Source organism: Pseudobacteroides cellulosolvens ATCC 35603 = DSM 2933 (genome assembly GCF_001262605.1).
Lineage (GTDB): Bacteria > Bacillota > Clostridia > Acetivibrionales > DSM-2933 > Pseudobacteroides > Pseudobacteroides cellulosolvens.
Window position 1 is genome coordinate 4,054,690 of the sequence record NZ_LGTC01000001.1, and the last position, 14,772, is coordinate 4,069,461.

11 protein-coding genes are annotated in these 14,772 nt (G+C 35.7%); 8 read left to right on the plus strand and 3 right to left on the minus strand.

Features of this window, described 5'->3' with window-relative positions:
* Positions 1-10: 10 nt before the first annotated feature.
* Genes Bccel_RS16535 through Bccel_RS16545 form a run of 3 tightly spaced genes read right to left on the minus strand, consistent with a single transcriptional unit; the run spans position 11 to position 6,631 of the window.
* Positions 11-1,549, minus strand: coding sequence for a reverse transcriptase family protein (locus Bccel_RS16535; protein ID WP_036945415.1), 1,539 nt, complete (start codon positions 1,547-1,549; stop codon positions 11-13).
* Entirely contained in the window at positions 1,546-3,291 is a 1,746-nt protein-coding gene (locus tag Bccel_RS16540; protein WP_036945413.1) for a hypothetical protein, read from the minus strand. The genes Bccel_RS16535 and Bccel_RS16540 overlap by 4 nt, the downstream gene beginning before the upstream one ends.
* Positions 3,281-6,631: a TerD family protein gene (locus tag Bccel_RS16545; protein ID WP_050753561.1), complete on the minus strand. Its 3,351-nt coding sequence runs from the start codon at positions 6,629-6,631 to the stop codon at positions 3,281-3,283. Before Bccel_RS16545 ends, Bccel_RS16540 begins: the two co-directional genes overlap by 11 nt.
* 276 nt (positions 6,632-6,907) lie before the next feature.
* Here Bccel_RS16545 and Bccel_RS16550 point away from each other — a divergent pair, with 276 nt between their 5' ends.
* The 8 genes from Bccel_RS16550 (at position 6,908) to Bccel_RS16585 (ending at position 14,577) form a co-directional block, all read left to right on the plus strand.
* Positions 6,908-7,681 carry a polysaccharide deacetylase family protein gene (locus Bccel_RS16550; protein ID WP_036945410.1) on the plus strand — a complete coding sequence of 258 codons (774 nt, stop codon included), beginning with the start codon at positions 6,908-6,910 and terminating at the stop codon, positions 7,679-7,681.
* 235 nt (positions 7,682-7,916) lie between these two features.
* Entirely contained in the window at positions 7,917-8,108 is a 192-nt protein-coding gene (locus Bccel_RS16555; protein ID WP_050753562.1) for a cysteine peptidase family C39 domain-containing protein, read from the plus strand.
* Between the two features lie 565 nt (positions 8,109-8,673).
* A complete protein-coding gene (locus Bccel_RS16560) occupies positions 8,674-10,644 on the plus strand; it encodes an FG-GAP-like repeat-containing protein (RefSeq protein WP_050753563.1) in 1,971 nt (656 codons plus the stop codon).
* A 670-nt stretch (positions 10,645-11,314) separates the two neighbouring features.
* Positions 11,315-11,668, plus strand: coding sequence for a tetratricopeptide repeat protein (locus Bccel_RS16565; protein WP_036945406.1), 354 nt, complete (start codon positions 11,315-11,317; stop codon positions 11,666-11,668).
* A 209-nt stretch (positions 11,669-11,877) separates the two neighbouring features.
* Complete coding sequence (locus Bccel_RS16570) at positions 11,878-12,426, plus strand: PadR family transcriptional regulator (RefSeq protein ID WP_050753564.1); 549 nt, start codon at positions 11,878-11,880, stop codon at positions 12,424-12,426.
* 116 nt (positions 12,427-12,542) lie between these two features.
* On the plus strand, positions 12,543-12,974 hold the full coding sequence (locus tag Bccel_RS16575) for a hypothetical protein (RefSeq protein WP_201781968.1): 432 nt from the start codon (positions 12,543-12,545) through the stop codon (positions 12,972-12,974).
* A gap of 957 nt (positions 12,975-13,931) precedes the next feature.
* Positions 13,932-14,210, plus strand: coding sequence for a hypothetical protein (locus Bccel_RS16580; RefSeq protein ID WP_036945400.1), 279 nt, complete (start codon positions 13,932-13,934; stop codon positions 14,208-14,210).
* Positions 14,200-14,577 (plus strand): retropepsin-like aspartic protease, encoded by a 378-nt coding sequence (locus Bccel_RS16585; RefSeq protein WP_036945398.1) that lies wholly within the window; start codon positions 14,200-14,202, stop codon positions 14,575-14,577. Before Bccel_RS16580 ends, Bccel_RS16585 begins: the two co-directional genes overlap by 11 nt.
* Positions 14,578-14,772: the final 195 nt, after the last annotated feature.

A 14,772-nucleotide genomic window follows, 5' to 3' on the forward strand; every position in this document is an offset into this window, starting at 1 on the left:
GATAAAATCATTATATGATTTTATTTATATCTCTAATAAGATCATATGCATCTGTTATTATACTCTTGTACCTTTCTTCATTAACACACTTCAGCCAGGCTGCCATGCCCGATATCTCACTAACTATTTCATAAGGCACTTTTCCTTTAGCCATAGCCTTACGGGCATTATATATTGCAGCTCTTAAGGTTTTCACCCATTTCTTGCTTACTCCAAGCTGGTGGCTATTTACCACAACACCAGTTATTGACTGGCAGTTGTTTTTCTTTAAAAATCTGGTCTTTTTAAAATTTAGCTTAAAACCCTCATCTGAAATTATTTTAGTGACAAGCCCGCATAATTTGCCGGCATCAGCTAATACAGTTTCTTTTGTGCTAAAGCTCATATCATCTGCGTATCTTGTGTATATGAACCCAAATTTTGAGGCAAGACCATTGAGCCTTTTATCCAATGAACGGCAAAGGATATTGGTAATCATGGGACTCGCAGGTGAGCCTTGAGGAAGTATTCTTCCCGTCGTTGCAACAAATTTTCGTTTACCGTTAACTTCTATCTCCATGCGTTCACAATACGTGCACAGCATGGCTAGCAAAGAGGCTATATAACCTGAATAACCAAAGCCGACAAACATTCCTCTTACCCTTTGAAAGGTGATGGTAGGGAAGAAGTCCTCTATATCCATATTTATCAATAAAGCCGGACTTTTTACATGAATATCGGCACCTGTAACAACCGACCTTCCTTTAATAAAACCATGGGCGTTATCCGAACAGGCGTTGCTAAAACGGTTATTACCTAAACAGTCATTATCTTGACATGCCAGTTTTTCAAGAATACCCTCTAGTATTTTCTTCTGAACGTTTTTCAATACTTTTTTTGGTGCCGCTATATTACGAGTTCCGCCTTTTCTTTTTGGAACCTTGTAATGGTGGTAATGATCCATTGTAACAACATCACGATGATATACCAAAAATCTAAGTGCTCTGTATTCCACTCCAAGAAAATCTGCCAACTCCCTGTCGGTATTTATAATGGGTAGCCCGTTTGCGACCAATCTGTCTTGGTTTCCTGATTTATAATGGAGCATTGAGGAATAGCCGTTACCAATATAAACAATGCTGTCTTCCTTCTTTTTCTTCCATGCTGACGACTTCTGTTCCTTTGCCAGTTCCAGCTGTTTTTTTCTTTGCTCACGGCGTTCTTTGGATTCTTTCATAATCCGCTGAGCGATATCCTTGCGGATTCGCTCTTCATCCCAGGAACCGTTATATTGTGTTTTAAGCTCCCGAAGTTTAGTATCTATTTCGCTCTTTTCCTTATAGACTTTTGCAATTTCATCTGCAATTTTTTTGTACTCGGAAAAAAGCCGTTGCCTCTCTTGATATTGCTCAGGAGTTTCATTCGCCTGTCTTTCAAAAGGTGTGGGCAACCCTTTGGGCCAGAATCCATATTCAATCATTTTATAAATGGTGAACTCTTTCTTACCCATACTTTGAACATTATCTCTATATTCTGCTCTTCTATCCCTTTCAATGTTATTATCCATCATAGCAGCATCTCCAAAATATCATTGATTTTATATTCACGATCAGGTCTGAATTCCAGTTGCATAAATTTGGATGTAGTAGCGTAAAGTGCAAGAATATGGGAGCATGGCTCCGATATATTCCCTGAGCCTCTATTAAATTCACTGCATTTGCACTTTACTTTTGATATCTGACCGTCCTGATCAATAACCAATTCAGCGTTGCCATCCTTATATACATTTGCGGCAATAAGCTCCATTTCATTGTTTACCTTGAGAGTAAAATTGGACATTCCTTCCTGCATATGTTCCTGTACTTTTATCTCCATATTAGTTGTTTCATACAATGATTTATCAATTGGAACATTGCACAGTTGACGAAATCTTACCACATCTAAGACGGGATCAAAATACCCTTCGCCACGTCTTAGAAGCATACCTACTCCGGCTTTATTTATGGTTTTTGACGAACTGTTTAATTTTTCGCTAATACTGTCAACAGATAAAAATCTATGCTCTTTTAAAAGCGAATAAACACTTTCGTAATTTCCATTACCGATAAAGCCGCCTAATATATTAAAAGCAGTTCCTTTAACCCAGTCATTGGAGGACCATGATGAAAAACCTATAGTCATTTTCATGGAACCCATATCACCAATTATGAATTGAGGCATCCCAAAGCCTAAAAGCCTTATGGTAAATGACTTTACGTGAGGAATGATTTTTTCAATTACAAGCCATCGTCTTCTGCCCCAAATCTTCTCTTCACGCTTCTTTTTCCCATGATAAACGGATTGAAGCTCCATTGCTTTCCCAAATGGCTCAAATACAATTTTAACGGGTTTTTCCGGTTCAAGTATCCATTTCATATATCTAGGGCTTTTGTTTGCTTTGAATCTTCTTAGAAAAGAGCAAATATCGTACATGTCAACAGGGGTAAGCGTAATGTCAACACCACCAAGGCTTGCGGCCCCGGATACCTGATTGAAGCCTTTAATCCACGATTCTGGAAGATCTATTTTTTTCTCCACATATTCAGGCATGACACCTGAGTCGATAGTGAAACCACCAGGGTTTACAGACAGCTCTACATTTGTGTATGTTCTGAAACGTTCCATTTCTCTTGCCAACTTGTCGGAGAAATCAATATTGGTTGTACCCAACTGTGGTTGTTGCTTTAACTGGAACTCATCCATGTTTACCGAAAGACACCCGTATGTTGATTCATCCAGCGAAAATGCTTCGAAGGATACCTGATCAGGATGTACCGTTATAACAGGATCGAGCACATACCAAAGGTTTATGTCACGAGCCTTAATAAACTGCCAGAATTTCCTTTCAAGTTTATAATAGTCACTCCATACATCATATTTGTCAATTTCCTTTTTCAATTGGTTCTGAGCTTTTGCCAGGCCATCTATCTTTATATTCAAACTTTCCTTATAATTTTGCAGGTCGTTAATTTTGTTTTGCAAATCGGATTTTAAACCTGCTGACATATACTTTTCATGTGTTGAAATTTGCCTTTCTATTTCCTCATTGAGCCAGGTAAAAAACTCAGTTCGTTCTTTCTTTTTCTGCCTGGTATCCGAAATAACGATTTGACGAAGCATAAGCATGGCATCTCTGAAGATAAGAGGCTTTTTTAGTGTTCCTACGAAGGATACTTTTTCCGCCCTGGAAAGATCGGGACTTAGACCTAAAACTGTCTGGTCTCCGTTGTGGATACACATGGACGGACTTGCGTACTGATAATTAACCTGCATGTACAGCACCTTCCTTTCTTATTTTAGCAAGAGCTACCAGTGCCCTCTCTGCATCAATAATAATATTAGAGGCACCTATATTTATCAGTATTGACTCAATCTCGCTGAGTTTATCTGGAAATGTTGAAACAAATCGCGGCAAAGAATCATAAACACGTTGTTTGCTCTTTGAATTCCTATTTGGTAATAATAAAAGGGTTTTTACATAGTATATAAAAAGCTCCTTTGTTTCTATGCTAAAGTTTTCAATAGTACTGTCAACTTTACTTGAAATATATGCTTTTACTTCCGGAGATCCATGTTCTAACATTTGAACTATAAACTCACCCGGTATCCGCTCTCCATAAATGCTGTCAAGCTGCAGGAGGCCAAAGCTGTATGCTCTTTCCACAGGGGAATCGATAATCATGGAGTGGAGCTTTTTCTGTTTTTCCTGCGGCAAGCTGGAAAAAACTTCTTTTGCCAGCTGATTTGCAATAGGAACCTCTGATTCTAAAAGAATGAGGATTGTAGAAGGCTTATCAATAAGATTTTCTTTAAACATAGCTATTATATCTAAAAGCATGCTGATAATTCTTGAGGTTGATGATTCCAAAACATCAAGAATTTGTGCATCCATTGGAATGTTCTTGCATTTAATAGCTTCAAGGATTGAAATAATCTTTTTATTTCGTGATGAAGCAGCCCTTAAAGGTATTGCTACTTCCTTTAATATTTCATCAAGCTCTTCAAATGAATAAGCGAAAATTACTTCTTCAAGGAACGCACAATGCCATTCAGGCAGCTTTGGAATATCAAACAATGCATTAATTATGCTGTCAAATATTTTTATCCTCAAGCTTGGGTCAGCTTCTCTTACCTTGCTTGAATGCTGCATCAGGATATCGTTGATATTCTCAGAAACCTGATCCGGGTTCAAACCTTTTTGATGGTTATGAATTATATGGTTTAAAAAAGCTGCGAATTGCTCAACAGAAAGATTATGTATTCCTGTTGAGAACAAGTCAGCCCAATCAGACAGGTTTGGCAGCATAATAAAATTTGCTGCAAATTCAGGGGTAAATCTTCCGCCGGTTCTCTCAAAATAAGCAAGTGCCATGGATTTAAGTCGCTTGTCTGAGCACCTTATAAATGAAAGCAACAACATCATATCAAAATCGTTTGTACTGTCAACTTTTTTTACAAGAATATCCATGAACATGCTTGCAAGGGGATAATATGAAACAAGTGCCAGTTTTACAAGCTTGTCATATTCAATATTGGAAATAAACATATTTAAATTTGGTGAATCCTTCAATATGAAGTAACAGGCTTTCACAACAGGATCAATATTAGCTTCTAATGCTATATCCGCTGCTGCATCCAAATGTCTGTCCCATATATCCTTGCGGTACTCATAACGTCCTTGAATTCTCATAAAATGATCGGTGTTGAACCATTCGTAATAATCTCTCCATTGCTGCCAAGTTTGCATGTTTTCAGGAGGCTTTTCATTAAAATCATTGTATAGATAAAATTTTATAAACTTATTAAAAGTAAAGCTTTCTCCCTTATCATTTACATAGTCAATATTTGTATAACTTGTTAGGAGTGCTTTAAGAGCCTCTATAAATTTATCTTCATCTGTATCGGCATAACAGTTAATAACCCGCCGTATATATCGCTGAAAATATTCCAATGCTTTTTTATTGGAGTTGCCTTTAAAATAATATGTCAAACGTGGTGCATCCACAAAATAACCTATTTTTCCAATGATATCTGCAAGTCCTAATACTTCCGCTTCCTGTAGTGTATTCTTGAAGTCTATAATCTTCAAGCTTTTGCCATCAGAATAATGACTTGCTTCGTAGTGTTCGGGATAGTTTATATACTGGCGTGTTTGCCAGTTATAATACTGCTGCAGTGACCTCAAATATCTTTTTTTAGCGAACTTTCTATAGGCTGCACCATCAAGAACTTTATCTTGGGGTAAATCCTTTCCTCTAATTCGTATAAGCTTTAAATCCATTTTTGAAACATTTATATTTATCCAGTAAATTTTACCTTCCCTTAAAATAGGATCCAATGCTGTAATATATATATCTGCACAACGTTTTACACCCTTTGCATAGCCTATTTCAGCCCAGGTCATATTTGAAGGAATTAATGCCTTTGCCTCATCAAATAAAATGGGATTACTTGTTTTGGCAAGTTCAAGGAACAACCCTGAAATAGCCTCAGTGCTTGCAATACTAAATAGCAGCGTATACACTTCTTTTGGCGGATTGCTTTTAACAAGCTGGTTTAACATCTTCTTTCTCATATAAATATTTTGATTTCCAAGTATACCTACAAAAAGGTTAAAGTGCTGGGAATAACATTCTGGAAGCTTCATAACCATATTTGGGTTTTTAGCAATCCGAAATCCATGAAACTTTGTATTCTGAAACTCAATTTTTTCTACTATCTGTTCATAAGTGAGGCCTATAAAATAAGGCAGCACAATCTTTTCATATGGAGCTAAGTGACTAAAGTCCCACGAATTCATTTTCTTTATTGATTTAAAGGCGGGTAGATGCCCTTCTTTACCCTTAAATATGAGATATTTGTCATACTTGACATCATCACAAAGAATATTTCCGTTTTTAAATTCATGTTCACCATATAGAACAAGAAAAGAAGGGTTTTGGTCTTCGTCCCATCCCCAAAGCACCAGGTGCCGTAGTGGTTGAACCTTTTTATCCCAGGTTTTCTTCAAATTAAGAGGCCTTGAAGTTGTATTTGCTGTTTCGCCCCCAGTTATTGGTGGGGTTATTGTGGGTGACTCCACTTCCAATCCATATAAATTGCAGATTCCAGCAAGTCCATTAGTAAAACCGCTTCCGACAGCAGCAAATTTCCATTTATCCCTATACTTATATATTTCAAAAGCTACAATAGCTCTTTCATTGCTAAACATATCCTGACTTAAATTATATTGAAGCAGCACTTTTTTTGTAACTGTACAAATTACTTGAACGTAAGCTCCGTGTAGTTTGCTGAAATTATCAATTTTCAAGTCATCATCATATATGGAAAGGCTGAAGGCTATTTTGGTAATCCTTTCGGGAATTTTTACTAAATCAACATTGATGGACTTGCCATCATTTGCTAAAATAATTCCGCCATCAAATGTATGTGGGTTATTATAAAATACAAAATCGTCATCAAATTGAACCTTTTCTGAGCTCCCTAGAGGAAATGCAGATACATCCAATGAAATGCTTGAATCTGCCCATCCAAATGCCAGTAAAAGCACGGATGAATTTCCAAGGTAATTTGCCAAGTCAATTCTTTGACCTTTTACAAGATAGGTGCACATAAAAATTCGCTCCCTCTAAGGGCATTTCAAAAAATACATTATTTAGGTATTTTTTGCATAATAACTTCAATTCAGTTTTTGAAATGCCACATTGATCAGTTAGTTATTTGTTAATACTTTATTGAGAATTATTATTTTAATATGAATTACAATTTACAAATATAATATCATGTATCTTACTATTGGTGTATAGAAATTTTAAAATGTGTTTTGAAACTTAATTAAATTGAATATTAATTATTAATTAATAATATTTAATTTAAAGGGGTCAAAACAATGACGTTTTATGTTGTTAAGGCAAAGAGAGTGCTTCCTGTTGTTTTAGCTGTGGTAATAATATTTGCTGCTGCATTTATTATTCTGATGTCTAATTCCGAGGTGTTAGGAGTGTTCGGCACCGATAAAGATTTACCCATATATTCAGTTGATTACCCCGATAAAGTCGTGGCAATAACATTTGACTGTGCCTGGGGTGCAGATGATATACCGGATATTTTAAGCACTTTAAAAAAAGAGGATGTAAAGGCAACCTTTTTTGTTCTCGGTCAATGGGCCCAAAAGAATCCTGAAATGATAAAAATGATGGCTATGGATGGGCATGACGCTGCGAATCATTCATACTCACACTTCAGGATGGGGGCGTTAAGTGCTGCAAAAATCAGAGAGGAAATTGATTTATGCGGAAGGAAACTAAATGAGTTAAGTGGAAGTAAGGTTGATCTTTTCAGAGCACCATATGGTGATTACAACAGCTCTGTAGTGAAGATTGCCAGGGAATTGGGGTATTATACAATTCAATGGGATGTTGACAGCCTTGATTGGCGACCTGGCATTTCGCAGACCGAGATAATGAACCGGATTGTGACAAAAGTAAAACCGGGATCAATCCTACTTTTCCATAATGACACACCTCATACAGCAAGAATTCTTCCTAATATTATATCAGCACTAAAAAATAACGGATATGAATTTTTGCCTGTTTCAAAAATGATAATGAGGGAGGACTATTATATTGATTTTGACGGAACGCAGAGAAGGAATAAATACTAATTATTTGTGATAAGGTAAATACTTTAAAGCTATTGAAGAAGGCATTATGTCTTCTTTTTTTGATGTGTGCGTCCAGTGAAGTTGGATTGTACTTACCGGTGAAATTCCGGTACGGGGTAGTTGCCAAGAAGCCCGTTAGCTAATTCCGGTGCGTAGCAATAATTCTGGGTACTGAGCGGGAGGATAAAGTACCTGTCTAAACACCAGAGCAAGCGAAAATGCAGTACATTTTGAATTGAAAGCAGAAGGGTGTTCTGCAAATGAGCCACAAAGGCTTGTTGATGCATTTTTAGAAGGCAAACTCATAATAGTAATTATGAGCAAAGGACATTTTACACAAGGAGGACACTTTATTGTCTTAATGGGATTTACTAACGACGGCAATATCTTGGATACAGATCAAATAAGTAAAGCTAGAAGTGAGTAGAAATGGGACATATCAATTATAACAGGTGAGGCTTGTAAACAATCAGGAGCAGGCGGACCGTTCTGGATTTTATCTGATAAGTAGGGAGGAAGGGACTTATGAATAAGAAAACATTAAGTGTTAAAGAATTGACTTCACTTGACAGTACTGAATAATGTTTGGGTAATATCTCCTCTGGACAATAATTAAATTGTAAGGAGGAGATTTTTATTATGACAACACAGGAACGAATAGTGTTCAACTTCAAACGGTCAAACTGTTCAAACTAAGCGGTCAAATGTCAAATTTCAGGCGGAATATTCAGTCAAAGGTTCAATATCATATCAATGACATACTATATCTTAAAAACTAACTTTTTCGTAGAAAATCATTAGTTAAAAGTCCCTCACAAATTTTTTGTTATAAATTCGACTATAAAAAAATCATGACTTAAGTAACTTCAAAAATTACTTTCACTCTGCTATAATTCTATTTAAGTATATTGAAAAGTTTGAAAAATGGTAGATTTACGATTTGTATTTTAAATTTATTAATTTATATATTCAAATAAGTAGGGGGGATGAAAATGAAATTAAAAAGACTTTCAGTAGTACTAATTATTGGTAGTTTAATTTTTTGCAGCATTTTTACAAATAAAGTGTATGCAGCAATTAATCCGTCAATCTCAATGGAGCATAGTACAATATGCCCAATTGCCGGACAATACATTCAGACAAAAATAAAAGTAAAAGACATTTATGGCTTTGCCGGTTATCAAGTTAGAATTAAATATGATAAAACTTTACTTGAACCATATGTTCAGTACAATGACTCCGCTATATACACTGGAAATTATGAGCCAATGGATAATTATACAAAGCCAAATCCAGGGGATATTTTGCTTCATAGCAGAGAATGTAAAAAATCAGACTTTATTCCAGTATCAATTGCAAAAAATGATATTTCAAATGGAATTTTAAATTTCGGTAGATATTATATAAAGGCTTCAGCATATAAATCTTCTGGCATATCTGAATCAACAGGTACAATAGCTGTTATATATTTTAAAGTACTCAAAAATTCTGTAAATCCACTTACAAGTATATCTTTTGAAAATTCATCAACAACTACAACAGGACCAATTACTGGGGATTTAAACGGGGATAATGCCGTTAATATGACAGATGTTGTGGAAGTGTCAAAGTACTTTAACACTTTAAACACTGACCCAAATTACAAAAAAGAGTATGATATAAATCTGGATAATGCAATAAATATGATAGAAATAATGATAATAGCAAGTAAATTTAATACTATATCAAACTCAATTAATGGAACTTGTTTATATAATTGGGATGCTTTACAAGTAAAAGAGTATTCGGTTTACCAAAAAGAAAATCAAGCATATGACTTCTGGACATGGAATACTGGAAATAAAGTGCTGGCTGATAAGGGTAGACATTGGTTTGAAGATGTCGATGGAGACGGAAGAAAAGATTTGATAGGTATAGGTGCATCGGGTACTGTAGATGCAGGTTGGGTATATGTAGCACTCAATAATGGAACAGAATTTAATTTTTGGTCATGGAATTCAGGAGGACAAGTCATTTCAGACAACAGCCATATATGGCATGAAGATGTCGATGGAGACGGAAGAAAGGACTTAATAGGTCAGGGAGCTGCTGGAACTCCTACTGCAGGCTGGGTATATGTGGCACACAATAACAAAACAGGATTTGACTTTTGGTCATGGAATTCAGGCGTAAGAGTGCTAGGGGATCAGGGAAGACATTGGTTTGAAGATGTCGATGGAGACGGAAGAAAAGATTTGATAGGTATAGGTGCACCGGGCACAGTAGATGCAGGTTGGGTATATGTAGGACACAATAATGGAACAGGATTTGACTTTTGGACATGGAATTCAGGAAGACAAGTCATATCAGACAATAGCCCTATATGGTTTGAGGATGTTGATGGAGATGGAAAGAAGGACTTAATAGGCCAGGGAGCTGCTGGAACTCCAACTGCAGGTTGGGTATATGTAGCACTCAATAATGGAACAGGATTTGACTTTTGGACATGGAATTCAGGAGGACAAGTCATATCAGATAACAGCCCGATATGGTTTGAAGATGTTGATGGAGATGGAAAGAAGGACTTAATAGGCCAGGGAGCTGCTGGAACTCCAACTGCAGGTTGGGTATATGTAGCACTCAATAATGGAACGGGATTTAATTTCTGGTCATGGAATACTGGAAGGCTAGTCATAGCAGATAACAGTCCTATATGGTTTGAAGATGTGAACGGAGACGGAAGAAAGGATTTGATAGGCCAGGGAGCATCAGGAAATTCTGATGCAGGCTGGTTATATGTGGCACTTAATAATGGGAAAGGATTTGATTTTTGGACATGGCATACAAGACAAAGAGTGATGGCTGACAATGGGAAGTATTGGTTTGAAGATGTGAATGGAGATGGAAGAAAAGACCTGATACGCCAAGGAGAGCCTGGTACTGCCTATGCAGGTTGGGTCTATGTAGCAAATTGTTCATGGTAATAAATTATTGTAATTAATCTGAAGAACTATACCTTTGTTACTTCCATACCTACCTACCTACATGATTACTACCCACACTATAGTTTCCGCTTTCAGCTGCATCATAAGCTTTCTTACATAAAATATTTTCTGAAACAAGCATTGGTTTGTTATTTTCGATTTTTACACATTTCCAAAGGATTGGGTCTCCATAGTATTTACCAAATTGAACATATTCACCAACTTTTAAGGTCCCTGTCTCAGATAATTTAACTGATGGGTTCCAATTGTGTATGCCATCGAAGATTAATTTAAGATGAATATTAAAGGAAATACAGCTTTTTTAAAATTAAAAGGGAAATACCTAAAGAACAAAAAATATATTTATTTACATTGATGATCTGGTCACAGGAATTGCAGGATAAGAAAGGATAAATTTTATGCAGGATGTTAAATTAACTGATGAAGAGATAGAGAAGTTTAATAAAATTTATGATAAAGCTTGGTCATTACATAAGGGGAATGTTGTTTTAAGGCAAATTTACTATATGAAATTGAGGTTTATAAGAAAGTTAAGATTAAGGAAATAAATTAAGCTTTTTAAGCAGTGTTTTTTGGTATGCCCTCAATTTGGGCAGTCAGCATGGGCTATTGGAAAAGCGAATCAAGCATTTGGTAATGATAAAGAGCATTGAAATGGTCTGATCAAACTTATAAAATTGATCAATCTGAGATAAACGTGCCACGTGAAGCTTCATTGCAGTGCTTAAACTTGGGTTTAGGTGAAAAAGCAGTTTACTATGCTAAAGCAGCAGTTGAACTAGATAGAGAGAATGATGGCTTACATGCAAACTATGGTTTGGCGTTATTAATTAATAAGCAGGGCAACGATGCATTTGCCGCTATCAACAAAGTATTGGAAATGAATAATCAGGATCAAATAAATAAAAATATATATCAACTAATTTTAGAAGTTATATCAGGTAATAATCCTTATCCAGATAGGATTGGTCCAAGAGTCAGAGAAGAGGAAAAAATCCGATAAAGCTTCTATCCATAGGTGAAATATAACCAATATGTATCAATTTGCAAATAAAGATATTATTCTTTTGTGCATTTCAACACACTTTTAAAATTTTAATGTACTTATGTCGTACGTGATGATTTATGGAAAAGATGGATTGGTAGTTATTTATTGACCGACTATTCCACATGTTATATAATAATAGTATAATAGGTTGAGGAGCGTGTCTTATGTCTTTGCCGTATGCATTACTAGGTTTTTTGAATTATATCCCAATGGCAGGTTATGACTTGAAGAAAATTTTAAATGATTCCATAAAGTTTTTTTGGTCGGCTCAAACAAGTCAGATTTACCGTGAATTAAAAGCACTGGAACATGAAGGATATATTGTTTCAGAGGTAAAGCCCGGTGAGAAAGGCCCGGATAAACGTATATACAGTATTACCGAAAGCGGTATATCACACTTAAAGAACTGGATTTCGGAAGTGCATACCAACGAGAATATACGAAATGAGTTTATGGTATGGCTGCTCTTTTCATCACAAATTGATTCGGGTGAATTATACGTGGAAATGAAAAAGAAGTTAAAAGAGTACCAAAAAGAATATCAATCATTAAAATTTGTTGAGAATAGAATCCGGGATTATTTACAAAGGTTTAGGAAAGAGGGTGAAGATTTTTATTGGAAAATAGTTCTCAAAAGAGGGCTATATGATGTTGAGGCAAAAATTAAATGGGCTGAAGATATAATAAGTTCATTAGAATTGAAAAAGAGCTGACAGCTCATTTAGATATTCCTCATTGTAAAGATTTACAGTTAAAAAAGTCTGACATGGAAAGGTTGAAAAAAGCCAGGGAAATCAGATTCCTAAACATATGTGAGAAAGGGGTTAAGATGATGAAACACAAAAAAATAATTCTATCAACTTCAGTTATTCTAGTCATTCTAATAGCTTTTGGGATTTATTTGGGGCTTCGAACAAAAACTCAAATCAAGGAACTTTTCCGAATGAACAAGGAACTTCAAGAACAAGGTTACTACATGGCGGAGTTCGAATTCAAGATGCTGGGGATTGCTTATTACCTGGATAAAGGGCATTACCTCACTTCATTATCAAGGATTAATCACCTCCACAATCAGCTGAAAACAAAAAATGGGCTGATAAAGGTACCCAAGTTTAAAAATAAAGAAGAAGAAATGCAATTTTATTTGAATCTCCAAAATCCTAAAACCGGAGCGTTTATGGATGAGTCTTACCCTTATTGTACATACACCGGTCCGACGGGAAATGTACTGGAACATCTTGATGCATTAGCAACATCATAATGTTGTACACATTATTAATGTATCATCTAAATATTGTGAAGGTAAACAAGTAAAAACTACCAGTGTGGCCTCAACAACCATGGCAACAACCATTTGGAACAAACTATGTGCGTGATATATTTATTTATCAAGGTTCAAAACTTTTGCGTAAGTACTGTGAACTTAATTTTGCTGAAAAGCCCTTGCTTGTACCTTGCGAAGCTTTTGACTTTTTTGGGGGATGGGTTTACCCCGGAATCACTCCGACAGGCGGCTTCAATAGTCACTGTAAGAGACAAACAAGAGAACCAGAATAAAAATATAGGATTTTTTGTTCAAGTTCTCTTGTTCTTGAAGTGTTACGATTGAATCAAACAATAATTTCACTAAAAAGCCTCTGCTTGTGGAGAAAGTAGTCGATAAAACTTTTATCAACTACTTTCTCCAGCCTGACTCTGCAAGACCACTGCGAAGCAGCTTTTTAGTTGCCTAAAAGTTGCTATACAGGTTCTAAAGCACCGCTTCGCCAGCCATTCTAAAGGGTGGGGGGAAATTGATTTTCTCAAGACTCGCTACGTCAGCAGCTACAACGACAGCTTTAAAGCTATTCTTAAAACTCAATAACTAGACTGGAAAAAATCATTATAATTTTTGTATTTTTACTATGCTACTCTATTGTTTTGCTTCAGTTTATATAGCTCTGGAAATTATTGCATAAAAATCCCGTGTAACAGTTGAGTCTTAGTATTTCGGTAATAATTCGACGCGTCGAACTTTTTTGAAAATTGGAAGTTAATTAAGGAAATCTTACTTTGATCCGCTTTTTGTTCATGTGGTTGCTAATTGCACCACTTAATAGATCAAGTTGTTTTTTTAAAAGACACTTTCCCATATTAGTGGTCTTTTTACTTAGTACTGTTTTGAAAATTACTCTGTTGTGGTAAAATAAATTTATAAAAGTGGAATGGCGGTGATAATATGAAATGGGAAGAAGTTAAAAATGCCCATCCTTCTGCATGGCTTTTGATTGAAGCAATAGAAGCACATACCGAAGGTGAAAACAGAATTATTGATAGGATGTCGGTTATTGATTCATTTCAAGATAAATCTAGCAAACCAGCACTTTTGAGATATTTGGAACTACACAAGAATTTTCCAGATAGAGAATTCTATGTTGTTCATAGTGAAAGAGAGCATCTTGATATAAAGGAACAAAAATGGGCAGGTCTAGGAGTGAGGGCACAAAATGAAGTTTGAACTTAAATATGGAATCACTTTTATAAGTGCCATTTTTAAGCATGGTGATAAGGAAATTCTTATAGATAATATCGTTATTGATACTGGTTCAGGAGGAACAATTTTATCCACTGAAATTGCATTTGAGTTAGGTCTTGAGGCTGAACAAAATGGTACCCTTCACAGGATACGCGGTGTTGGAGGTACAGAATTCGTTTATGAAAAAGCTATAGATTCCATTCAATTAGGAAATGTAGAAGTATGTAATTTCCAAATTCAGATTGGAGCAATGAACTATGGTTTTGGCATAAATGCTATCTTGGGAATGAATTTCTTAAATGCTGGAAAGCTACTAATTGATTGCGGAAATTTAGAAATTCGACAATAAAGAAAAAAGAGAAACAGAACTATAGCAACCTGTCTGGCTCTCTGATATTCTCTGCTGGTCGTCAGAAAAGAAAGAGCTGGATTAATCCAGCCCAGTATTGTTAAATTTCATGTACCCTGCATTTCAGTTCTAATAATATTGCATGAACTGCAAAAAGAAAAATATACATAAACTCCGCCTAAGATAAAATCAACA

What these genes read in the sequence shown, in the direction of transcription:
- Bccel_RS16560 (WP_050753563.1), top strand. Translation starts at nt 8,674, where the DNA reads ATGAAATTAAAAAGACTTTCAGTAGTACTAATTATTGGTAGTTTAATT.
- Bccel_RS16580 (WP_036945400.1), top strand. Translation starts at nt 13,932, where the DNA reads ATGAAATGGGAAGAAGTTAAAAATGCCCATCCTTCTGCATGGCTTTTG.
- Bccel_RS16535 (WP_036945415.1), bottom strand. Translation starts at nt 1,549, where the DNA reads ATGATGGATAATAACATTGAAAGGGATAGAAGAGCAGAATATAGAGAT.
- Bccel_RS16550 (WP_036945410.1), top strand. Translation starts at nt 6,908, where the DNA reads ATGACGTTTTATGTTGTTAAGGCAAAGAGAGTGCTTCCTGTTGTTTTA.
- Bccel_RS16545 (WP_050753561.1), bottom strand. Translation starts at nt 6,631, where the DNA reads ATGTGCACCTATCTTGTAAAAGGTCAAAGAATTGACTTGGCAAATTAC.
- Bccel_RS16570 (WP_050753564.1), top strand. Translation starts at nt 11,878, where the DNA reads ATGTCTTTGCCGTATGCATTACTAGGTTTTTTGAATTATATCCCAATG.
- Bccel_RS16540 (WP_036945413.1), bottom strand. Translation starts at nt 3,291, where the DNA reads ATGCAGGTTAATTATCAGTACGCAAGTCCGTCCATGTGTATCCACAAC.
- Bccel_RS16585 (WP_036945398.1), top strand. Translation starts at nt 14,200, where the DNA reads ATGAAGTTTGAACTTAAATATGGAATCACTTTTATAAGTGCCATTTTT.
- Bccel_RS16575 (WP_201781968.1), top strand. Translation starts at nt 12,543, where the DNA reads ATGATGAAACACAAAAAAATAATTCTATCAACTTCAGTTATTCTAGTC.